We start from the raw sequence: 21557 nt of genomic DNA, 5'->3' as shown, positions 1-21557 counted from the left end.
ATCAGCCCAGACCCTCAGCCGCCTGGCACCCTCGCTAGCAGCGTACGAACCGGCCGGCCCTTCGCGCCACCGCGTCAGCGGACCCGCACTCCCCCGGTCACTCCTCCAGCACGACCTCCAGCTCGGTGTCGGTGCCGCGCCAGAACAGCTCGGCGTCCCGCAGGACGTCCTTCACGATCCGCCACTCGCGCGGCAGGGTCGCCGCGTATTCGCGCCACCCCCTGACGTACAGATGGCGGCGCCCGCCGGACTCCACCGGCCACCACGACAGGTCGGTGAGACAGTCGGCGAGGGCGTCCCAGTTGCGGCCGAACCACTCCGGCAGGCCCAGGTCGGCGGTGCACCGATCCATGAACGCCTGCCGGTCGCCGACGCCGGTCAGGTCGAGCACGAGCATGGGCCGATGCTGCCACAGCAGGTCACCGGCGGCGCGGCAGCGCGGCCGGGGCTCGCGGAGCGCTCTCAGGACCCGTCGGGGTCGGCGCGGTCCAGCGCGGGACGGCGGGCGGCCGCGGTGGAGCGCAGCAACTGCTCGGCGGCCGCGGTGTCGGTGACCAGGCTGGTAACCAGCCCGGAGCGCAGCACCGCGTCGATCGCGGCGGCCTTGCGCGTACCGCCGGCGATGGCCAGCACCTCGGGGATGCGGCGCAGCCGGTCCGCGTCGATGGTGATGCACCGCTCGCCCAGGTCGCGGCCGACCCTGCGGCCCTGCGAGTCGAACAGGTGCGAGGACATCTCGGCGGCCACCCCGAGCCCCGCGTAGTGCTCGCGCTCGGCGTCGGTGAGCGCGTCGTGGACGGTGGAGACGCCCGGCTCCCACGAGCCGACCGACACCACCGCGACGGTCACCTTGTCGTAGTAGCCCATCGCCGCCGCGATACCGCTCTGGGCGCGCAGCGCCGCCGCGGTCGCCGGGTCGGCGAGCACCATCGGGGCGTACAGCGGGTGGGCCTCACCGCCGGAGACGGCGGCCGCGGTGCGCACCGCCTCCACCGAGCCGCGCTCCGCGGTGCCGACGTCGTAGACGCCGGTGAGCTGGACGACCGTGCAGGGGGCGAGCCGGTCCAGGGCGTTGGCCATGGTGATGATGGAGCGGCCCCATGCAAGGCCCAGCACGTCGCCGTCGCTGACCAGCTCGCCGAGCAGGCCGGCGGCGACCCCGCCAAGATTCTCCGGGTCGGGGGCGTCGGCCTGGTCAGCCGGGGTCTGCACGACGACCGCGTGCCGCAGACCGTAGTGCGCGCGCAGGGCGTCGGAGCGCTCGGCGTCCAGCTCCGCGGGGACCCGGATCTCGATCCTGACCAGTTCGCGCTCCAGCGCCGTCTCCAGCACCCGGGCCACCTTGAAACGGCTGACCCCGAACTCCTCCGCGATCTGGATCTTGGACTTGCCCTCCAGGTAGAAGCGACGTGCCATCGCCGCTGCCTGGACCATCTCTCCGGGGCCCATGCGCACGTGCGTGCGACCTGTGCTCACGTCGGTTCTCCCCAGTTGCCCAGCTGTTCGGCTCCGCGGTCATCCTCGCAGACGCCGGGGGTTACGGGCGCGTAGCCTGACTGAGCGGTCAGTGCCGGTGGACCGCGGCGGCCTGCTCGCGCAGCGCCCGGACCGCCGCCGCCGGGTCCTCGGCGCCGTAGACCGCGGTGCCCGCGACGAAGTTGTCGGCGCCCGCCTCCGCGCAGCGCTCGATCGTCTCGCTGGAGACCCCGCCGTCCACCTGCAGCCACAGGTCCAGGCCGTGCTTGTCGATCAGCGCCCGGGTGCGGCGGATCTTGGGCAGCATGATGTCCAGGAACGCCTGGCCGCCGAAGCCCGGCTCGATCGTCATGATGAGCAGCATGTCCAGTTCCGGCAGCAGGTCCTCGTACGGCTCGATCGCCGTCGCCGGCCTGAGCGCCATCGAGGCGCGGGCGCCCTTGGCGCGGATCTCCCTGGCGACCCGCACCGGGGCGGCGGCCGCCTCGGCGTGGAAGGTCACCGACGACGCGCCCGCCTCGACGTAGGCCGGCGCCCAGCGGTCGGCGTTCTCGATCATCAGATGGCAGTCGAGCGGCGTGTCCGTCGCCTTGCGCAGCGACTCCACCACCGGCAGGCCCAGCGTCAGGTTGGGCACGAAGTGGTTGTCCATGACGTCGACATGGAGCCAGTCGGCGCCCTCGACGGCCCGCGCCTCCTCGGCGAGCCGGGCGAAGTCCGCGGACAGGATGCTGGGGCTGATCTGCACGCTCATGAGCCCAGCAAACCAGATCCGCCGCCCCCGGGGAAAACCCGCTCCCGGCCCCGCCGGCGTGCTGCCCGGCCGGCGTCAGGCGGTGCGGCGCAGGAGGGCCAGATACATGGCGTCCGTGCCGTGCAGATGGGGCCAGAGCTGGACGTCGGGGCCGGGCCCAAGGGCGGGGACACCGGGGAAGAAGGGGCGGGCGTCCAGCAGCTCGACGCCCAGGTGCTGGGCGAGGACGTCGTCGACGACCGCACGGGTCTCGGCCGGGTGCGGCGAGCAGGTGGCGTACCCGACGACGCCGCCCACGCGCACCGCGCGCACCGCCTCGGTGAGCAGCCCGCGCTGCAGGGGCCCAAAACCCTTGACGTCCTCCTCCCGGCGGCGCCACCGCGCCTCGGGCCGGCGGCGCAGGGCGCCGAGCCCGGTGCAGGGCACGTCCACGAGGACCCGGTCGAAGGACCCTGGCGTCCAGGCCGGGTGCGTACCGTCGGCCACGACGACCTGGTAGGGCCCGGGATTGCCGGCGAGCGAGCGGGCCACCAGACGCGCCCGGTGCGGCTGCTTCTCCGCGGCGACCAGCGTGGCGCCGCGCCCGGCCGCGAGGCCGGCCAGCAGCGCGGCCTTGCCGCCGGGCCCGGCGCACCCGTCGAGCCACCGCTCGTCGCGGCCCTCGACGGGCACGGCGGCCAGCGCGGCGGCGACCAGCTGGCTGCCCTCGTCCTGGACGCCCGCCCGGCCTTCCTTCACCGCCTCGACCGCGGCGGGGTCGCCGCCCTCGGCGAGGCGCACGGCGTACGGCGACCAGCGGCCCGGCTCGGTGGTGCCCTCCGGCAGCGACGCGGCGACCTCCGCGGCGGTGGCGCGGCCGGGCCTGGCCACCAGCGTGACCTCGGGCCGCTCGTTGTCGGCCGCCAGCAGGTCCTCGATGCCGGCCCGCCCGCCGCCGAGCGCGTCCCACAGCGCGGAGACGACCCACCGCGGGTGCGAGTGCACGACGGCGAGGTGCCGCTCGGCGTCCTCCTCGTACGGCGGCGCGACCTGCTCCAGCCAGCCGGCCAGGTCCTGCGCGGCGACCCGGCGCAGCACGGCGTTGACGAAGCGGGCCCGGCCCTCCCCGAGCACCACCCGTGCCAGGTCGACGGTCGCGGATACCGCCGCGTGCGGCGGGATACGGGTCGCGAGCAGCTGGTGCGCGCCCAGCGCCAGCACGTCCAGCACCGGCGGGTCGACCTCGCGCAGCGGCCGGTCCACGCACGCGGCGAGCACCGCGTCGTACGTCCCCTGGTGCCGCAGCGTGCCGTAGACCAGCTCGGTGGCGAGCGCCGCGTCCCGCCGGTCGAATTCCCGGCCCTTGCCCGCCGCCTCGCGCTCCGCGGCCCGCAGCAGCCCCGGCAGCACGAGGTTCGCGTACGCGTCCCGCTCGTCGACGGCCCGCAGCGCCTCGAACGCGAGCACGCGCACCGGGTCCCGCTGCGGCCGCCGGTACGGTGTGCCCTGCGGGCGGCGCTGCTGGTCTTTCGCGTTCAATGTGCTCCGCATCCTCGTCCTCGACTCCCCGCCAGCCTACGTCCCGCGGCCCGCGTCACCGGGCAGCGGGCGACGCCGGGCTCAACGGCCCAGGACCGTACCGGCGGGCAGGTGGGTGCCGCGCGACCAGTCGGCGGCGGGCATCCGCTTCTTGCCCTGCGGCTGGACCTCGCCCAGCAGCACCGCGTGGCTCCCGGTGCCGACGTGCACGGCGTTCTTGCCGACCGCCAGCTCCCCCGGCCCCAGATCCGTACGCTCCGGCACCAGAGTGACCGGGCCCAGCTTGAGCCGCTCACCGCCGACGAGGGTCCAGGCACCGGGGGCCGGGGTGCAGCCCCTGACCAGCCGGTCGACCCGCAGCGCGGGGGCCGACCAGTCGACCGCGGCGTCCTCGACGGTGATCTTGGGCGCGAGGGTGACCCCCTCGGTGGGCTGCGGCCTGGCCGACAGCCGGCCGTCCTCGATGCCGTCCATCGTCGCGACCAGCAGCCCGGCCCCGCTGACCGCGAGCCGCCCCAGCAGGTCACCGCTGGTGTCGGTGCCGCGGATCTCCTCCGTCACGACCCCGTAGACCGGCCCCGAGTCGAGCCCCTGCTCGATCAGGAAGGTCGACGCCCCGGTGACCTCGTCGCCGGCCATCACCGAGTGCTGCACGGGCGCGGCACCGCGCCAGGCCGGCAGCAGCGAGAAATGCAGGTTGACCCACCCGCGCGCGGGCACGTCCAGCGCGACCTTCGGCAGCAGCGCGCCGTACGCGACGACCGGGCAGCAGTCGGGGGCGATCTCCCGCAGCCGGTCGAGGAAGTCCTCGTCCCGCGGCCTGGCGGGCTTGAGCACCTCGATCCCGGCGGCGGCCGCCCGCTCGGCGACGGGACTGGCGACGAGCTTGCGCCCGCGGCCCGCCGTCGCGTCCGGCCGGGTCACGACGGCGGCCACCTCGTGCCGCCCGGAGGCGATCAGGGCGTCGAGCGCGGGAACGGCGACCTCGGGGGTGCCGGCGAAGACGAGCTTCATCGTGCGGGGTGTGCCTCTCGGTTCGACGGTGTCACAGAGCACGGCCCGACGTGCCGTGCGGGGAGATCCTGACCTGCGGCGCGGGCTCCCCCGCCCACTCGGCCTCGCGGATCGCCAGCATCGCCGCCGCCCGCTGCTCGGGGTCGAGCCGGTCGACGAAGATGATGCCGTCCAGGTGGTCGGTCTCGTGCTGGATGCAGCGGGCGAGCCGCTGCGTACCCTCCACGACGACCGGCTCACCCCACATGTCGACCCCCCGGGCGACCACGCCGAACGCCCGCCGGCAGTCGTACGTCAGCCCCGGCAGCGACAGGCAGCCCTCGGGGCCGTCCTGCTCCTCCTCGGTCAACGTGAGGTCCGGGTTGATCAGGTGCCCCAGCTCGCCGTCCACGAAATACGTGAACACCCGCAGCGACACCCCCAGTTGCGGCGCGGCCAGCCCCGCACCCGGTGCGGCCTGCATCGTCTCGGTCAAGTCCTTGACCAGGGTGCGCAATTCCGCGTCGAACGTCGTCACCGGCTGCGCCGTCGCGCGCAGCACCGGGTCGCCGAACAGGCGGATGGGCTTGACGGTCACGGGCGCTTCTCCTGCCGGACGGGGACGAATGCCGATTCTAGTTCGGCCCGCGTCAGGGGGTGCACACCGGCCGCACGCCCCAGGAGCGTGACTCCGAGGGCCGGTGGCGCGTTGGTCAAGAGAGTTTGACCCATGTACCCGTCGGTTGGAGAGGCCTGTTGATGCCCGACCACGCAACCCCTGACGCCCAGGCGCGGGCAAGTCTGCACCTGCTGGTGCGGGACATCGAAAGGGTCCGCCGGCAGGTGGATGCGCTGCGGACCCTCACCGCCCAGCTGGGCAACGTCTACCGGCCGCGGCGCAGCGGCCCCACGGCCGGCTTCGTGGTCTACGGCCGCGCACCCGCCCCCACGGTGCGGCTCGCGCAGGAGCTCCGGGACAGTGTGGAGACCCTGGTCACCGCCGCGGTCGAGTTCGACCGCTCACTCGGCTTCTCCTGGGACGCGGTGGGCTCCGCCCTCGGCGTGACCAAGCAGGCGGTCCACCGCCGCTACGGGGGCCGCCGGCCTGCCGCGCCCCCCTCCTCCTCGGGGGAGGAGCAGCCCCTCCCCACCGTGCCGGCGGCCCGCTCCATGCCGTCGGACCCCCTCCTCCCCAGCCCCCGCAACGGCTGAACACCCGACTCCACGCCGACCCGCGCCACCGTCGGCGAGTGCACGCCCGTGCGGGGTTTGCCCGCGCCTGGCGGCGCGGGAGCGATGAGCGGTGCCCCCGAACGGCCTCCCTCACCCCCCACGGAGGTGCGGACGCCGGCGGTGGGAAGGGGACGGTTCGGGGGTGTCCCCGCAGGACTGCGCACCAAAACCCGCTGGAACGTTCGGAAAGAGCCGAGGTGCGCAGTCCGAGGAGATACCCCCGAAGCGGCACCGGCCCACCCACCACCGGCACCCGCACCCGCACCCGCACCCGCACCCGACCAACCACCCGCACGGGTGGGCGGGCGGGCAAAAACACCCCGGACAGGCCCGGAGCAAACGGACTACCCGATGTCCGTCGGGTCCAACCGGACGGACACCGGCTCGCCACCCCCCCGCGCAGCCCGAGCCACCTGCCCCACCTTGAGGGCAACGGCAAGAGCCGCCCCATTCCCCGGCGGCACCCGCAGCAGCAGCCGCTCCCCCCCACCCGGCGCAGGCACCGGCCCGAGCTGGTCCGTCCCCGGCGGCAACCGCACGAGCGCCAGCAGCTCGGCCACCGCACCGGCAGGACCGCTCACCGACGCCATCCGCGACACCGGCGGGAACCGCAGCTCCGCCCGCTCGGCCAGCTCCCGCACGGCGTGCCCGGCCGGATCCCACCGTACGAGCGCCTGCACGGGCCGCAGTGTCGGCTCGGCGAGCACCAGCACGGTGCCGCCTTCCCCCGCAGGCCGCACGAGCGCCGCCGCCGCCGCCCAGCGCCGCAGCGCCTCCTCCCCGGCCCGCAGGTCGGGCCGGTTCAGCAGGGCCCAGCCGTCGAGCAGCAGAGCGGCGGCGTAACCGGCGCCGTCGGCGACGGGCTCGGCGCCGGGCGTGGCGATGACGAGCGCGGGCGCGGCGCCGACCGAGGCGAGGACGGTGTCGCGTCCTGAGGTGCGCACCGGCACCCGGGGGAAGGCGCGGCCCAGCTCCTCCGCGGTGCGCCGCGCCCCGACCACCTGGGCCCGCAGCCGGAACCCTCCGCACTCCTGGCAGTGCCAGTCGGCCGCGGGCCGCCCGCACCAGCCGCAGGAGGGCGTGCCGCCCTGTTCGCGCAGCTCCAGCGGACCCGCGCAGGCCGCGCATCTGGCGGCTGTACGGCAGGAGTCGCAGGCGAGCTTGGGGACGTAGCCGCGTCTGGGCACCTGGACGAGGACCGGGCCGATGGCGAGGGCGTCGCGGGTGACCTGCCAGGCCAGCGAGGGCAGCCGGGCGGCGCGGGCGGCGGCGTCGCGGGCCTGGTCGGCGTCGCCGACGGTACGGATCAGCGGCGCGGCGGCGCGCACCTCGTCGCGGGTGGCGGCGAGCGGCAGCGCCCACCCGCTGTCGACGAGCTGCGCGCCCTCGACGGTGCTGGTGAGGCCGCCGAGCAGGAAGGCCGTGCGCTCTTCCGCGGCCCGCAGCAGCAGGACGTCCCTGGCGTGCGGCTGTGGTGCGTGGGGTTCGGCGTGGCTGGAGTCGCCGTCGTCCCACAGGGCGACGAGGCCGAGGTCGGCGACGGGTGCGAACATCGCGGCCCGGGTGCCGACGACGGCGCGGACCGCTCCCCGGCTGACCGCGAGCCAGCGGCGGTAGCGCTCCTCGGGTCCCGCGTCGGCGGTGAGCATCACGTGGTGGCCGGCGCCGAGCAGCTCGGTGAGTGCGGCGTCGGCGCGGGCGACGGAGCGCCCGTCGGGCAGTACGGCCAGGGCGCCGCGCCCCGAGGCGAGCGTGGCGGCGATGGCGCGGGCCAGCTCGGCGGGCCAGTGCGGGCCGGGCAGGGCGAGCCAGACCGCCCGGGGGATGTCGCCCCGGGCGAGGGCCTGCAGGTAGGCGGGGCCGGTGGCGTAGCGCGCCCAGCTGCCGGGCTCCGGCGGTGCCGGGGCGGGCAGCGGCTCGGGTGAGGGGTCCCGCTCGGCGCGAGCCATCCGCGGGGGTACGGCGAGCTGGACGACGTCGGCGAGCGCGCCGGCGTAGCGGTCGGCGACCTGCCGGCACAGGGCGAGCAGCGAAGGGGTGAGCACGACCTCGTCGGACAGCACCTGGGCCAGCGGGGCCAGCGGCCCGGCGTAGTCGCTGTCGGCCCGGCGCTCGACGACGAAGCCGTCGTGGAGGGTGCCGCCCTCCCGGCGCCCCTTGACGACCCGGGCGCCGAACCGCACCCGCACGCGCACGCCGGGCCGGGCGTCGGCGTCCATCGCGGCCGGCACGGCGTAGTCGAAGAACTGGTCCAGGTGCAGCAGCCCCTTGTCCACCAGGACGCGGGCCACCGGCAGGCCCTCGGCCAGCTGCGCTCCGCGCCAGGTCCGCGGCTTGGCTTTTCGCGCGGTGGCGCGGATCAGAGCGAGCTGCTCGGCCGCAGGGGGTTCTTCGTCGGTCACCGTCCGATTCTCCCAGAGGGGTCGGACACGGCTCTCCGCCCGCGGCGGAACGCACGATCCCCGCGCCCCTGGCGAACGCTCCCCCTCCGTGCGGAGGGCGAGCCGTCAGGGCGCGGGGATTCGCGCGATCGGTCACGACGGTGCGGCAGGCGACGTGCCCGCCGCGAGGGGCGGTCCTACGTCCCTACAGGCCCGCGGCCGAGCGAAGCGCGTCGACGCGGTCCTTGCGCTCCCAGGTGAAGTCGGGAAGCTCGCGGCCGAAGTGGCCGTAGGCCGCCGTCTGGCCGTAGATCGGCCGCAGGAGGTCGAGGTCGCGGATGATCGCGGCCGGGCGCAGGTCGAAGACCTGGGAGATGGCCTGCTCGATCTTCTCGACGTCGACACTCTCGGTGCCGAAGGTCTCCACGAAGAGGCCCACGGGCTCGGCCTTGCCGATGGCGTAGGCGACCTGGACCTCGCAGCGGGCGGCGAGGCCGGCCGCCACCACGTTCTTCGCGACCCAGCGCATCGCGTAGGCGGCGGAGCGGTCGACCTTGGACGGGTCCTTGCCGGAGAAGGCACCGCCGCCGTGGCGGGCCATGCCGCCGTAGGTGTCGATGATGATCTTCCGCCCGGTGAGGCCCGCGTCACCCATCGGGCCGCCGATCTCGAACCGCCCGGTCGGGTTGACCAGCAGCTTGTAGCCCTCGGTGTCGAGCTTGATGCCGTCGTCCAGGAGGGCCTTCAGCTCGACCTCGACCACGAACTCGCGGATGTCGGGGGCGAGCAGCGACTCCAGATCGATGTCGGAGGCGTGCTGCGAGGAGACCACGACGGTGTCGAGGCGGACGGCCTTGTCGCCGTCGTACTCGATGGTGACCTGGGTCTTGCCGTCGGGGCGCAGGTACGGGATGGTGCCGTTCTTGCGGACCTCGGTGAGGCGCCTGGAGAGCCGGTGCGCCAGGGTGATCGGCAGCGGCATCAGCTCGGGCGTCTCGTCGGACGCGTAGCCGAACATCAGGCCCTGGTCGCCGGCGCCCTGCTTGTCCAGGTCGTCGCCGGCGCTGTCGCCCGCGGCGCCCTCGACCCGCTTCTCGTACGCGGTGTCGACGCCCTGCGCGATGTCGGGGGACTGCGCGCCGATGGACACCGAGACGCCGCAGGAGGCGCCGTCGAAGCCCTTCTTGGACGAGTCGTACCCGATGTCGAGGATCTTGTTGCGTACCAGGGTGGCGATGTCCGCGTAGGCGGTCGTCGTCACCTCGCCCGCGATATGCACCTGGCCGGTTGTGATCATCGTCTCCACGGCGACCCGGGATGCCGGGTCGGCCGTCAGGAGTGCGTCGAGGATCGTGTCACTGATCTGGTCAGCGATCTTGTCTGGGTGGCCCTCGGTGACGGACTCCGAGGTGAAGAGGCGGCGGGACACATCGCTCCCTGGGGTTGCAGCGGCTGCTGGCTAGATCTTTGGCGGAGTGCGCACAGGGCTGCGCCCGGCACTCCGCCGCCAGTTTATCGGTCGCGCCGCTCGTACGGGCACGGCATCTCGTTCTTTGGATATGCCGGCACTCGCGTCGCCGCCTCCGACGGTACGACGATCAGTCCCGTACCGACACCATATCGAGTGAATTGCCCGCTTTACTACACCCGGTCGGAGGAATTCCGTTCGGTACCCGTCGGCAGCCTGGCGGCGACCAGGTCCCAGACCGTGTCGGCGAGGGCTTCCTTGGGGCCGAAGGGCACCGCGGTCCGGCTGCCGTCGGCGCCGAGGACCACCGCCTCGTTGTCCTCGCTGCCGAAGGCCCGCTGCTCCCCCACCTCGTTGACGACCAGCAGGTCGCAGCCCTTGCGGGCGAGCTTGGCGCGGCCGTTGGCGAGGACGTCGTCGGTCTCGGCGGCGAAGCCGACGACCAGCTGCCCCGCACGCGGCCGGCCGGTGGACAGCTCGGCGAGGATGTCGGCGTTGCGGGTCAGCGCGATCGGCGCGGGCTCCTCGCCGTCCTTCTTCTTGATCTTGGCGGTGGCGTAGGCGGCCGGCCGGAAATCGGCGACGGCGGCGGCCATCACGACCACGTCGGCGTCACCCGCGGCCTTGAGCACGGCCTCGCGCAGCTGCGCCGCGGTGCCGACCGTCACGACCTCGGCGCCCGCCGGGTCGGGCAGCGCGGCGTTGGCGGCGACGAGCGTCACCCGGGCGCCGCGGGCGACCGCGGTACGGGCCAGCGCGTAGCCCTGCTTGCCCGAGGAGCGGTTGCCGAGGAAGCGCACCGGGTCCAGCGGCTCCCTGGTGCCGCCGGCGCTGATCACCACATGGCGTCCGGCCAGGTCGCGCGGCAGGGTGCCGCGGGCCATCACCTGGCGGCAGACCTCGTAGATCTCGGCGGGGTCGGGCAGCCTGCCCTTGCCGGTGTCGACGCCGGTGAGCCGGCCGACCGCGGGCTCGATCACCACGGCGCCGCGGCGGCGCAGGGTCGCGACGTTCTCCCGGGTGGCGGGGTGCTCCCACATCTCGGTGTGCATGGCGGGCGCGAAGACGACCGGGCAGCGGGCGGTGAGCAGGGTGTTGGTGAGCAGGTCGTCGGCCAGGCCGTGGGCGGCCCTGGCGAGCAGGTCCGCGGTGGCGGGGGCGACCACCACCAGGTCCGCGTGCTGGCCGATCCTCACGTGCGGCACCTCGTGGACGCCGTCCCAGACCCGGGTGGAGACGGGGTTGCCGGACAGCGCGGACCAGGTGGCCTCGCCGACGAAGTGCAGGGCGGAAGCGGTCGGCACCACCGTGACGTCGTGCCCGGACTCGCTGAGCCGGCGCAGCAGCTCGCAGGCCTTGTAGGCGGCGATGCCGCCGCTCACCCCGAGCACCACCCGTGGCCTGCCGTCCGCCCTGCGCCCGTCGTCGGCCTCGCGCGTCATCGTCTCTCCCGCCGGTGTCGAAGGAACCGCTCGTCCCATGACACACCACAGGCCCGGCGGTCGCGCCGCCGGGCCTGTGCAATGTCGTACGAGCGCTCAGTGCGCGGGGGCGTCCACGGCCTCCGAGGTCAGCAGACCCGCGTTGATCTCGCGCAGCGCGATCGAGAGCGGCTTCTCGTGGACGTGGGTGTCCACCAGGGGACCGACGTACTCCAGCAGGCCTTCGCCGAGCTGGGAGTAATACGCGTTGATCTGGCGGGCGCGCTTGGCCGCGTAGATCACCAGGCTGTACTTGGAGTCGGTGGCTTCGAGCAGCTCGTCGATCGGCGGGTTGATGATGCCCTCGGGCGTGCTGATGGAAGAGGACACGCGCTACCTACCCCTACTGATTGATGGTGCCTGCCGGCGAAGGCCGGCGGGGACGAACACATAGACCGTTCAGACAATCTCCATCAAGGCTAGCAGCTCACGTGCTACATCCTCGACGGAGGTGTTGACAAGGGTCCGGTCGAACTCGGACTCGGCGGCCAGTTCGACGCGGGCGGCGGCCAGCCGGCGCTCGATCACCTCGGGCGACTCGGTACCGCGCCCGGTGAGCCGGCGGACCAGCTCGTCCCAGCTGGGCGGGGCGAGGAAGACCAGGTGGGCGTCGGGCATCGACTCGCGCACGAGCCGGGCGCCCTGGAGGTCGATCTCCAGCAGCACCGGCTCGCCCGCGCCGAGCTTGTCGAGCACCGCCCGGCGGGGTGTGCCGTAGCGGTGACCGGCGAATTCGGCCCACTCCAGGAGTTCGCCGTTCGCGACGAGTTTGTCGAACTCGTCGTCGTCGACGAAGAAATACTGCACACCGTGCTGTTCGCCGGGGCGCGGTTTGCGGGTGGTCGCCGACACCGAGAGCCAGACCTCGGGATGCACCGTGCGCAGATGTGCGACGACCGTGCTCTTGCCGACCCCTGAGGGGCCGGAGAGCACGGTCAGCCGCGGACGTCTGACCGGGGGGGTCGGGGCGACCCCCTGCGAAGCGAGGGGGCGCGTTGCCCCCCGGGAGACTGCATAGCTCATGGAGCGATTATCCCTGGTTCCCGGAGGTACCGGGACCTCAGGCGGGGGTACCGCCGAACTCGCGCTCCAGGGACGCGATCTGGTTCGAGCCAAGACCGCGCACTCGGCGGCTCTCGGAGATGCCGAGCCGTTCCATGATCTGCTTGGCGCGCACTTTCCCGACACCGGGGAGGGATTCGAGCAGGGCGGAGACCTTCATCTTGCCGATGACGTCGTTCTCCTGGCCTTGCTTGATGACCTCGTGAAGGGAGGCGCCGGAGTGCTTGAGCCGGTTCTTGACCTCGGCGCGCTCCCGGCGAGCCGCGGCGGCCTTTTCGAGCGCGGCAGCGCGCTGTTCAGGGGTAAGGGGCGGAAGAGCCACGCCTACGTCACCTCGGATGTAGAGCATCGGATATGGACCGTGTGAAACACACTCACCCCGCACCTGCGGGATGAAGAGCCGCGCGGGTGAACTGCGCGCTCCTGTCGGAGACTAGCGGTCCGGACGGCTCAAGTCAGCGAGAACAGTCGAAAAGTCCTGGTCAGCCTTGATCCGAGGGGATATTTGGGACATAGCGGAACAGGTCGCGAGCCCAATGCCGCAGGTGGTTGAAAGCGGCCCTTTTTCGGTTCGATATTCGACCGTATTACCGGAGGGTATTACCGCACTATTGCCCCGCCCTTCGGGCCTTGCGGAGATCGTCTTCAGGCCCCTTCGACGGCCGCGCGCACCTCGTCGGCATAGCGCAGCGCCGCGGCACGCAGCGCGGCCGCGTCGGGACCGTGCCTGAGCACGCCGCGGCTCACACTCGGCAGGACGTCGCCCAGCGCCGCGCCGAAGACCCCGGGCAGGTCCGCGGGCGTCGCGCCCTGGGCGCCGACGCCGGGGGCCAGCAGCGGGCCGTTGACCGCCAGGTCCACGCCCGCCTCGCCCAGCGTCGCGCCGACCACCGCGCCGACCGAGCCCAACGGGGCCGCGCCGGCGTTCTCCGCCCTGATGTCGTCCAGCACCAGCTGCGCGACCGTCCGGCCGTCCGCCGCCGTCGCCCGCTGGACCTGCGCGCCCTCCGGGTTCGAGGTCAGCGCGAGCACGAAGACGCCGGAACCGGAGATCCGCGCCGCGTCCAGCGCCGGCCGCAGCGAGCCGAAGCCGAGGTAGGGGCTGACGGTGAGCGCGTCGCTGAACAGCGGAGAGTCCTTGTCCAGGTACGTGGCGGCGTACGCGGCCATGGTCGAGCCGATGTCGCCGCGCTTGGCGTCCATCAGCACCAGCGCGCCCGCCTGCCGTGCGGCCGCCACCGCCCGCTCCAGGACGGCGACACCGCGCGAGCCGAAGCGCTCGAAGAACGCGGACTGCGGTTTGAGGACCGCGACCTGCTCCCCCAGCGCCTCCACCACGGTCATGGTGAAGCGCTCCAGGCCCCCGACACCGTCGCCCAGACCCCAGTCGGCCAGCAGCGAGGCGTGCGGGTCGATGCCGACGCACAGCTGTCCGCGGGTGTCAATGGCGCGGCGCAGCCGCGCGCCGAAGTCTTCCTGCCGCTCGGTCGTCACGGGGTGACCTTCCTGGTGTCGGCGCCGACCGCGTCGGCGAGGGTGGCGTAGGGGCTCGCGGCCAGCCGGGCCGCCAGGCCCTTGTGGACCGCCCGCATCCACAGCGGTCCCTGGTAGATGAAGGCGCTGTATCCCTGGACCAGGGTGGCACCGGCGAGGATGCGTTGCCAGGCGTCCTCGGCGGTCGTGACACCGCCGACGCCGACCAGGGTGATCCGGTCGCCGACCCGGGCGTACAGCCGCCGCAGCACCTCCAGCGAGCGGTCCGCCAGCGGCGCCCCCGACAGCCCGCCGCCCTGCGCGACCACCGCCGGGTCCGAGGTGAGGCCGAGGCCTTCGCGGGCGATCGTGGTGTTCGTGGCGATGATGCCGTCGAGCCCCAGCTCCACGGCGAGGTCGGCGACCGCGTCCACGTCCGCGTCGGCGAGGTCGGGCGCGATCTTCACCAGCAGCGGCACGCGACGGCCGTCGGCGCAGTGGTCGGCGGCCTCGCGTACGGCCGCGAGCAGCGGCCGCAGCGCCTCGGTGGCCTGCAGATCGCGCAGGCCCGGGGTGTTCGGCGACGACACGTTCACGACCAGGTAGTCGGCATGGCGCGCCAGCCGCTCGGCGGAGGTGACGTAGTCCTGTACGGCCTCACCCTCGGGGACGACCTTCGTCTTGCCGATGTTGACGCCCACGGTCGTCGGGAAGACGGTGCGCCGCGCGGCGAGCCGGGCGGCGACCGCGGCGGAGCCGTCGTTGTTGAAGCCCATCCGGTTGATCAGCGCCCGATCCCCCACCAGCCGGAACAGCCGCGGGGTCGGGTTGCCCGACTGCTGCCGCGCGGTCACGGTGCCGATCTCGACGTGGTCGAACCCGAGCATCGCCATGCCGTCGATCGCGACGGCGTTCTTGTCGAAGCCGGCCGCCAGGCCGAACGGGCCCGGCATCTCGCGCCCGAACGCCACCGTGCGCAGGCCGGGCCTGCGCGGGGCCAGCACGGCACGCACGAGTGCCCGCAGTCCAGGGATCCGCGCGACGGCGCGGATCCACCTGAACGCCAGGTGATGCGCCTTCTCGGCGTCCATCCGCCGGAAGACCAGCCGAAAGAACAGGTGGTACATGCCTCGCCTTGTCTCGTTGTGCGGTGCCCCTTCCGCAAGGGGGTGCCGTACCCCCTAGGGGCGCGGGGGACTGGGCGAGCAACCCAGCACCGGGGCGCGGGTCGCCACCGGTCCGAAGGAGGTGTTCGGCCCGATCCGGACCACCGGCCGGTGGCCGGCTGAGCGCGCAGTTCCCCGCGCCCCTGGGGGGCGCCCACCTGGGTAAGGGCGCCCCCCTGCGTAGGGGGGCGCCCGGGGCCGTTATTCGCCTCGGCTCGCCGTGAGGCGACTGGCGTGCTCCTGCAAGGAGCAGACCCCGATCTCGCCGCTGGTCAGGGCGTCGATGCCCTGCACGGCGGCGGCCAGGGCCTGGACCGTGGTGAGGCAGGGGATACCGCGGGCCACCGCGGCCGTGCGGATGTCATAGCCGTCCAGGCGGCCCCCCGTGCCGAACGGGGTGTTGACGATGAGGTCGACCTCGCCCTCGTGGATGAGGGTCACGATCGTCGGCTCGCCGGCGGGTCCGACGCCCTCGGACTGCTTGCGCACGACCCTCGCCGGGATGCCGTTGCGCCGCAGGACCTCCGCGGTGCCGGAGGTGGCCAGCAGTTCGAAGCCGTGCTCGATCAGCGCGCGGGCGGGGAAGATCAGCGCGCGCTTGTCGCGGTTGGCGACCGAGATGAAGGCGCGGCCCTTGGTGGGCAGCGCGCCGTACGCGCCGGCCTGGGACTTGGCGTAGGCGGTGCCGAAGACCGCGTCGATGCCCATGACCTCGCCGGTGGAGCGCATCTCCGGTCCGAGGATGGTGTCGACGCCGCGGCCCTGGACGTCGCGGAAGCGGCTCCAGGGCAGGACGGCCTCCTTGACCGAGATCGGCGCGTCCAGCGGCAGGGTGCCGCCGTCGCCGGTGGCGGGCAGCATGCCCTCGGCGCGCAGTTCCGCCACGGTGGCGCCGAGCGAGATGCGGGCGGCGGCCTTGGCGAGCGGCACCGCGGTCGCCTTGGAGGTGAAGGGGACGGTACGGGACGCGCGCGGGTTGGCCTCCAGCACGTAGAGGATGTCCCCGGCCAGCGCGAACTGGATGTTGATCAGGCCCTGGACGCCGACGCCCTTGGCGATGGCCTCGGTGGAGGTGCGCAGCCGCTTGATGTCATGGCCGCCGAGGGTGATCGGGGGGAGGGCGCAGGCGGAGTCGCCGGAGTGGATGCCGGCTTCCTCGATGTGCTCCATGACGCCGCCGAGGTAGAGCTCGTGGCCGTCGTAGAGGGCGTCGACGTCGATCTCGATGGCGTCGTCGAGGAAGCGGTCGACCAGGACCGGCCGGTCGGCGCTGATCTCGGTGGACTCCGCGATGTACGAGGCCAGGCGGGTCTCGTCGTAGACGATCTCCATGCCGCGGCCGCCGAGCACGTACGAGGGCCGGACCAGGACGGGGTAGCCGATCTCGTCGGCGATGGCCTTGGCGCCGGGGAAGGACGTGGCGGTGCCGTGCTTGGGCGCGGGCAGGCCCGCCTCGGCGAGCACCCGGCCGAAGGCGCCGCGGTCCTCGGCGAGGTGGATGGCCTCGGGCGAGGTGCCGACGACGGGCACGCCGTTGTCCTTGAGTGCCTGCGCGAGGCCCAGCGGGGTCTGGCCGCCGAGCTGCACGATGACGCCGGCGACGGGTCCTGCCTGGGTCTCGGCGTGCACGATCTCCAGGACGTCCTCCAGGGTGAGCGGCTCGAAGTAGAGCCGGTCGGAGGTGTCGTAGTCGGTGGAGACGGTCTCGGGGTTGCAGTTGACCATCACCGTCTCGTACCCGGCGTCGTGCAGCGCGAAGGAGGCGTGCACGCACGAGTAGTCGAACTCGATGCCCTGGCCGATCCGGTTGGGTCCGGAGCCGAGGATGATCACGGCCGGTTTCGTCCGCGGTGCGACCTCGCTCTCCTCGTCGTAGGACGAGTAGAAGTACGGGGTGTCGGCGGCGAACTCGGCGGCGCAGGTGTCGACGGTCTTGTAGACCGGGCGGATGCCCAGCGCGTGCCGCACCTCGCGGACGACGTCTTCGCGCAGGCCCCGGATCGCGGCGATCTGGGCGTCGGAGAAGCCGTGCCGCTTGGCGTCGGCGAGCAGTTCGGGGTCGAGCCGGTCGGCGGCGGCGAGCGCCTCGGCGTGCTCGTGGATGAGGAAGAGCTGGTCCACGAACCAGGGGTCGATCCTGGTGGCGGTGAAGACCTCGTCGGGGGTGGCGCCCGCCCTGATCGCGGCCATCACGGTGTTGATCCGGCCGTCGGTGGGCACGCCGGCCAGCGCCAGCAGCTCGTCCTTGTCGCCGGGCTCGCCGGTGAAGTCGAACTGCGAGCCCTTCTTCTCCAGCGAGCGCAGCGCCTTGTTGAGCGCCTCGGTGAAGTTGCGGCCGATGGCCATGGCCTCGCCGACGGACTTCATGGTGGTGGTCAGCGTGGCGTCGGCGGCCGGGAACTTCTCGAAGGCGAACCGCGGCACCTTCACGACCACGTAGTCCAGGGTCGGCTCGAAGGACGCCGGGGTCTTCTGGGTGATGTCGTTGGGGATCTCGTCCAGGGTGTAGCCGACGGCGAGCCTCGCGGCGATCTTGGCGATCGGGAAGCCGGTGGCCTTGGAGGCCAGCGCCGAGGAGCGGGAGACCCGGGGGTTCATCTCGATGACGATGACCCGGCCGTCTTCGGGGTTGACGGCGAACTGGATGTTGCAGCCGCCGGTGTCGACGCCGACCTCGCGGATCACGGCGATGCCGATGTCGCGCAGCGTCTGGTACTCGCGGTCGGTGAGCGTCATCGCCGGGGCGACGGTGATGGAGTCGCCGGTGTGGACGCCCATCGGGTCGAAGTTCTCGATGGAGCAGACGACCACGACGTTGTCGTGCTTGTCGCGCATCAGCTCCAGCTCGTACTCCTTCCAGCCGAGGATGGACTCCTCCAGGAGCACCTCGGTGGTCGGCGAGAGGGTCAGGCCCTGGCCGGCGATGCGGCGCAGTTCCTCCTCGTCGTGGGCGAAGCCGGAGCCGGCGCCGCCCATGGTGAAGGAGGGGCGGACCACGACGGGGTAGCCGCCGAGGGTGTCGACGCCGGCGAGCACGTCCTCCATGGAGTGGCAGATCACCGAGCGGGCGGACTCGCCGTGGCCGATCTTCGCGCGGACCGCCTCGACCACGCCCTTGAACAGCTCGCGGTCCTCGCCCTTGTTGATGGCCTCGACGTTGGCGCCGATCAGCTCGACGCCGTATTCGGCCAGGGTGCCGTCCTCGTGCAGCGAGATCGCGGTGTTCAGCGCGGTCTGGCCGCCGAGGGTGGGCAGCAGGGCGTCGGGGCGCTCCTTGGCGATGATCTTGGCGACGTACTCCGGGGTGATGGGCTCGACGTAGGTGGCGTCGGCGATCTCCGGGTCGGTCATGATCGTGGCCGGGTTGGAGTTGACCAGGATCACCCGCAGGCCCTCGGACTTCAGGACCCGGCAGGCCTGGGTGCCGGAGTAGTCGAACTCGGCGGCCTGGCCGATGACGATCGGACCCGAGCCGATGACCAGAACGGACCGGATGTCGGTGCGCTTAGGCACGCTGGGCCTCCATGAGCTGAGTGAAGCGGTCGAACAGATACGCGGCGTCGTGCGGGCCCGCGGCGGCCTCGGGGTGGTACTGGACGCTGAAGGCCGGCCGGTCGAGCAGCCGCAGCCCCTCGACCACCTGGTCGTTGAGGCAGACGTGGCTGACCTCGGCGCGCCCGTAGGGGGTGTCGCTGACCCGGTCGAGCGGGGCGTCCACGGCGAAGCCGTGGTTGTGCGCGGTGACCTCGACCTTGCCGGTGGCGCGGTCCTGCACGGGCTGGTTGATGCCGCGGTGGCCGTACTTGAGCTTGTACGTGCCGAAGCCGAGCGCCCGGCCGAGCAGCTGGTTGCCGAAGCAGATGCCGAACAGCGGGGTCCTGCGCTCCAGCACCTCCCGGATGACGGTCAGGTCGGCGGTGGCGGGGTCGCCGGGGCCGTTGGACAGGAAGACGCCGTCGGGGGCGGTGGCGTAGACCTCCTCGGCGGTCGCGGTGGCCGGCAGCACGTGCACCTCGATGCCGCGTTCGGCCATCCGGTGCGGGGTCATGCCCTTGATGCCCAGGTCGAGCGCGGCGACGGTGAAGCGCTTCTCGCCGACGGCGGGGACGACGTAGGGCCGCTCGGTGGCGACCTCGCCGGCCAGGTCGGCGCCGGTCATCTCGGGGGCCTGCCTGACCCGGGCGAGCAGGGTCTCCTCGTCGGCGAGCGCCTCGCCGGAGAAGATGCCGACCCGCATCGCGCCGCGTTCGCGCAGGTGCCGGGTCAGGGCGCGGGTGTCGATGCCGCTGATGCCGACGACGCCCTGCGCGGCCAGCTCGTCGTCCAGCGAGCGCCGGGAGCGCCAGTTGGACGGCACGCGCGCGGGGTCGCGTACGACGTAGCCGGCCACCCAGATGCGCGACGACTCGGGGTCCTCGTCGTTGACGCCGGTGTTGCCGACGTGCGGGGCGGTCATGACGACCACCTGGCGGTGGTACGAGGGGTCGGTCAGCGTCTCCTGGTAGCCGGTCATGCCGGTGGAGAAGACCGCCTCGCCGAAGGTCTCCCCCACCGCTCCGTAGGCGCGGCCGCGGAAGGAGCGGCCGTCCTCCAGTACGAGTACGGCGGGTGCGGTGGCCGCCCGGGTGGAGGTCGTCATTGTGCGCCTTCCTTCTCGTGTTGCCTGGTGCCCGGCCTGGTGTCGGTGAAGGCGACGACGCTGTCGCCACTGAGCCGGTTGATCTGCTCGACCCATGCCGGGTGCTCCGCGGCACGGTCGGAGCGGAAGCCGGAGTCGATGAGGATGCCGCCGTGCTCCCAGGTGACGACCAGCAGGCCGCCCTCGGTGAGCACCTTGCCCGCGATGCCCTTGTCGAGCCGGGCGCCGCGCAGTGCGGCGGTGGGGACGAAGAAGCCGGGGGCGCCGGTGCGGTCCACGTCCAGGCCCTCTGCGGTGAGGGTGAGCGCGGCCCGGCTGCGTACGCCCAGGCCGTGGGCGACGATCCGGTCCAGCCACTGACCGGCGGTGGTGCTGCCGTGGTAGCGGCCGTCCATCGTCAGCAGGGCCTCGCCGGCGGCCTGCGGTGCCTGCGGGAGGGCGGGCAGGCCGCCCTGGAGGGTGCGGCGCCACTGCCAGCCCTGCCGCATCAGCCAGTAGACCAGGCCGATGACCAGGACCAGGCCGACGATCCAGCCGATCCTGTCGGTCCAGTCGGTGACCTTCGCCGAGTGCTTCCCGCCGTCGGTCGCGGCGGCGAGTGCCGCGGCGAGCTGCGTAACAGGTGTCATGTGAGCTTCCCGTCCATGACCGTGGCGCGGCCCCGCAGGAAGGTGGCGACGACGCGGCCCGGCAGCTCGCGCCCCTCGTAGGGGGTGTTGCGGCTGCGGGAGGCGAAGCCCGCGGGGTTGACCACTCCACGGTATGCGGGATCGAGCAGCACCAGGTTCGCGGGCTCGCCGGGGGCGACCGGGCGGCCGTGTCCGGCGAGCCGGCCGATTGCGGCGGGGCGGGCCGACATGCGGTCGGCGACGCCCGCCCAGTCCAGCAGGCCGGTGTCGACCATGGTGTGCTGGACCACCGACAGCGCGGTCTCCAGGCCGACCATGCCCATGGCGGCCGCGGCCCACTCGCAGTCCTTGTCCTCGTGCGGGTGCGGGGCGTGGTCGGTGGCGACGCAGTCGATGGTGCCGTCGGCGAGCGCCTCACGCAGCGCCACGACGTCGGCCTCGGTGCGCAGCGGCGGGTTGACCTTGTAGACCGGGTTGTAGGAGCGGACCAGCTCGTCGGTCAGCAGCAGGTGGTGCGGGGTGACCTCGGCGGTGACGTCCCAGCCCTTGGACTTGGCCCAGCGGACGATCTCGACGGAGCCCGCGGTGGACAGGTGGCAGATGTGCACCCGGGAGCCGACGTGGGCGGCCAGCAGGACGTCGCGGGCGATGACCGACTCCTCGGCGACCGCGGGCCAGCCGGTCAGGCCCAGCTCGCCGGATACGGTGCCCTCGTTCATCTGGGCGCCCTCGGTGAGCCGCGGCTCCTGGGCGTGCTGGGCGACGACGCCGTCGAAGGCCTTCACGTACTCCAGCGCCCTGCGCATGATGACGGCGTCGTCCACGCACTTGCCGTCGTCGGAGAAGACCCGCACCTGGGCGGCGGAGTCGGCCATCGCGCCCAGTTCCGCCAGCTGCTTGCCCTCCAGGCCGACGGTGACCGCGCCGACCGGCTGCACGTCGCAGTAGCCGGACTCCTTGCCGAGCCGCCAGACCTGCTCGACCACGCCGGCGGTGTCGGCGACCGGGAAGGTGTTGGCCATGGCGTGCACGGCGGTGTAGCCGCCGGCGGCGGCGGCACGGGTGCCGGTCAGCACGGTCTCGGAGTCCTCGCGGCCGGGCTCGCGCAGGTGGGTGTGCAGGTCGACCAGGCCGGGCAGCAGGATGTGCCCGGCGGCCTCGACGACGGTGGCGCCGGGCGCTTCGAGGGCCGCGCCCACCGCGGTGACGGTCTCGCCGCTGATCAGGACGTCCTGGACGGCGCCGCCGAGGACCTTCGCCCCGCGGATCAGGATCTCGCTCATG

The 21557-nt window shown here is 73.2% G+C and carries 19 protein-coding genes; 1 reads left to right on the top strand and 18 read right to left on the bottom strand.

All coding sequences use genetic code 11. From position 1 onward, the window contains the following. Positions 1-97: 97 nt before the first annotated feature. The 6 genes from BUE44_RS33460 to def form a co-directional block, all read right to left on the bottom strand. The gene (locus tag BUE44_RS33460; protein ID WP_073502791.1) at positions 98-397 is read right to left on the bottom strand and encodes a barstar family protein; all 300 of its coding nucleotides are present in this window, start codon (positions 395-397) and stop codon (positions 98-100) included. A 65-nt stretch (positions 398-462) separates the two neighbouring features. Further along, complete coding sequence (locus BUE44_RS33455; RefSeq protein ID WP_200804603.1) at positions 463-1449, bottom strand: sugar-binding transcriptional regulator; 987 nt, start codon at positions 1447-1449, stop codon at positions 463-465. A 115-nt stretch (positions 1450-1564) separates the two neighbouring features. After that, a complete protein-coding gene (gene rpe, locus BUE44_RS33450; protein ID WP_073502789.1) occupies positions 1565-2230 on the bottom strand; it encodes a ribulose-phosphate 3-epimerase in 666 nt (221 codons plus the stop codon). A gap of 75 nt (positions 2231-2305) precedes the next feature. Then, positions 2306-3748, bottom strand: coding sequence for an RsmB/NOP family class I SAM-dependent RNA methyltransferase (locus BUE44_RS33445; protein WP_407640088.1), 1443 nt, complete (start codon positions 3746-3748; stop codon positions 2306-2308). An 81-nt stretch (positions 3749-3829) separates the two neighbouring features. Further along, the gene (fmt, locus tag BUE44_RS33440; protein WP_073502787.1) at positions 3830-4762 is read right to left on the bottom strand and encodes a methionyl-tRNA formyltransferase; all 933 of its coding nucleotides are present in this window, start codon (positions 4760-4762) and stop codon (positions 3830-3832) included. A gap of 31 nt (positions 4763-4793) precedes the next feature. Next, a complete protein-coding gene (def, locus tag BUE44_RS33435) occupies positions 4794-5339 on the bottom strand; it encodes a peptide deformylase (RefSeq protein ID WP_073502786.1) in 546 nt (181 codons plus the stop codon). A gap of 161 nt (positions 5340-5500) precedes the next feature. Here def and BUE44_RS33430 point away from each other — a divergent pair, with 161 nt between their 5' ends. Continuing rightward, positions 5501-5953: a hypothetical protein gene (locus tag BUE44_RS33430; RefSeq protein WP_073502785.1), complete on the top strand. Its 453-nt coding sequence runs from the start codon at positions 5501-5503 to the stop codon at positions 5951-5953. Between the two features lie 365 nt (positions 5954-6318). Here the strand turns inward: BUE44_RS33430 and BUE44_RS33425 are convergent, their stop codons facing one another. From BUE44_RS33425 to BUE44_RS33370, 12 genes are all read right to left on the bottom strand, one after another. Further along, a complete protein-coding gene (locus BUE44_RS33425) occupies positions 6319-8376 on the bottom strand; it encodes a primosomal protein N' (RefSeq protein WP_073502784.1) in 2058 nt (685 codons plus the stop codon). A 184-nt stretch (positions 8377-8560) separates the two neighbouring features. Further along, positions 8561-9784 carry a methionine adenosyltransferase gene (gene metK, locus BUE44_RS33420; RefSeq protein WP_073502783.1) on the bottom strand — a complete coding sequence of 408 codons (1224 nt, stop codon included), beginning with the start codon at positions 9782-9784 and terminating at the stop codon, positions 8561-8563. Positions 9785-9996: 212 nt separating this feature from the next. Next, the gene (gene coaBC / locus BUE44_RS33415) at positions 9997-11265 is read right to left on the bottom strand and encodes a bifunctional phosphopantothenoylcysteine decarboxylase/phosphopantothenate--cysteine ligase CoaBC (RefSeq protein WP_073502782.1); all 1269 of its coding nucleotides are present in this window, start codon (positions 11263-11265) and stop codon (positions 9997-9999) included. A gap of 96 nt (positions 11266-11361) precedes the next feature. Beyond that, the gene (rpoZ, locus tag BUE44_RS33410) at positions 11362-11634 is read right to left on the bottom strand and encodes a DNA-directed RNA polymerase subunit omega (RefSeq protein WP_073502781.1); all 273 of its coding nucleotides are present in this window, start codon (positions 11632-11634) and stop codon (positions 11362-11364) included. A gap of 69 nt (positions 11635-11703) precedes the next feature. Then, on the bottom strand, positions 11704-12327 hold the full coding sequence (gene gmk / locus BUE44_RS33405; RefSeq protein ID WP_073502780.1) for a guanylate kinase: 624 nt from the start codon (positions 12325-12327) through the stop codon (positions 11704-11706). A gap of 37 nt (positions 12328-12364) precedes the next feature. Next, entirely contained in the window at positions 12365-12688 is a 324-nt protein-coding gene (locus BUE44_RS33400; protein WP_073502779.1) for an integration host factor, read from the bottom strand. Between the two features lie 323 nt (positions 12689-13011). After that, positions 13012-13860: an orotidine-5'-phosphate decarboxylase gene (gene pyrF, locus BUE44_RS33395; RefSeq protein ID WP_073502778.1), complete on the bottom strand. Its 849-nt coding sequence runs from the start codon at positions 13858-13860 to the stop codon at positions 13012-13014. Beyond that, positions 13857-14966, bottom strand: a complete 1110-nt coding sequence (locus BUE44_RS33390; RefSeq protein WP_073502777.1) for a quinone-dependent dihydroorotate dehydrogenase — start codon at positions 14964-14966, stop codon at positions 13857-13859. Before BUE44_RS33390 ends, pyrF begins: the two co-directional genes overlap by 4 nt. Positions 14967-15206: 240 nt before the next feature. After that, on the bottom strand, positions 15207-18518 hold the full coding sequence (gene carB / locus BUE44_RS33385; RefSeq protein ID WP_073502776.1) for a carbamoyl-phosphate synthase large subunit: 3312 nt from the start codon (positions 18516-18518) through the stop codon (positions 15207-15209). Continuing rightward, positions 18511-19644 carry a glutamine-hydrolyzing carbamoyl-phosphate synthase small subunit gene (gene carA, locus BUE44_RS33380; RefSeq protein WP_073502775.1) on the bottom strand — a complete coding sequence of 378 codons (1134 nt, stop codon included), beginning with the start codon at positions 19642-19644 and terminating at the stop codon, positions 18511-18513. The genes carB and carA overlap by 8 nt, the downstream gene beginning before the upstream one ends. Further along, positions 19641-20273, bottom strand: coding sequence for a PH-like domain-containing protein (locus BUE44_RS33375; RefSeq protein WP_073502774.1), 633 nt, complete (start codon positions 20271-20273; stop codon positions 19641-19643). Before BUE44_RS33375 ends, carA begins: the two co-directional genes overlap by 4 nt. Then, a complete protein-coding gene (locus BUE44_RS33370) occupies positions 20270-21556 on the bottom strand; it encodes a dihydroorotase (RefSeq protein ID WP_073502773.1) in 1287 nt (428 codons plus the stop codon). The genes BUE44_RS33375 and BUE44_RS33370 overlap by 4 nt, the downstream gene beginning before the upstream one ends. Position 21557 lies beyond the last annotated feature (1 nt).

The organism is Actinacidiphila paucisporea (assembly GCF_900142575.1).
Taxonomy (GTDB): Bacteria; Actinomycetota; Actinomycetes; order Streptomycetales; family Streptomycetaceae; genus Actinacidiphila; species Actinacidiphila paucisporea.
The sequence above is the reverse complement of the archived record's forward strand: the minus strand, read 5'-3'. Positions and strand labels throughout refer to the sequence as shown.

Bases quoted from the DNA above. Each gene is read 5' to 3' on its own strand.
- BUE44_RS33460 (WP_073502791.1), bottom strand. From the start codon at position 397: ATGCTCGTGCTCGACCTGACCGGCGTCGGCGACCGGCAGGCGTTCATG.
- BUE44_RS33455 (WP_200804603.1), bottom strand. From the start codon at position 1,449: ATGGGCCCCGGAGAGATGGTCCAGGCAGCGGCGATGGCACGTCGCTTC.
- rpe (WP_073502789.1), bottom strand. From the start codon at position 2,230: ATGAGCGTGCAGATCAGCCCCAGCATCCTGTCCGCGGACTTCGCCCGG.
- fmt (WP_073502787.1), bottom strand. From the start codon at position 4,762: ATGAAGCTCGTCTTCGCCGGCACCCCCGAGGTCGCCGTTCCCGCGCTC.
- BUE44_RS33430 (WP_073502785.1), top strand. From the start codon at position 5,501: ATGCCCGACCACGCAACCCCTGACGCCCAGGCGCGGGCAAGTCTGCAC.
- coaBC (WP_073502782.1), bottom strand. From the start codon at position 11,265: ATGACGCGCGAGGCCGACGACGGGCGCAGGGCGGACGGCAGGCCACGG.
- gmk (WP_073502780.1), bottom strand. From the start codon at position 12,327: ATGAGCTATGCAGTCTCCCGGGGGGCAACGCGCCCCCTCGCTTCGCAG.
- BUE44_RS33390 (WP_073502777.1), bottom strand. From the start codon at position 14,966: ATGTACCACCTGTTCTTTCGGCTGGTCTTCCGGCGGATGGACGCCGAG.
- carA (WP_073502775.1), bottom strand. From the start codon at position 19,644: ATGACGACCTCCACCCGGGCGGCCACCGCACCCGCCGTACTCGTACTG.
- BUE44_RS33375 (WP_073502774.1), bottom strand. From the start codon at position 20,273: ATGACACCTGTTACGCAGCTCGCCGCGGCACTCGCCGCCGCGACCGAC.
- BUE44_RS33370 (WP_073502773.1), bottom strand. From the start codon at position 21,556: ATGAGCGAGATCCTGATCCGCGGGGCGAAGGTCCTCGGCGGCGCCGTC.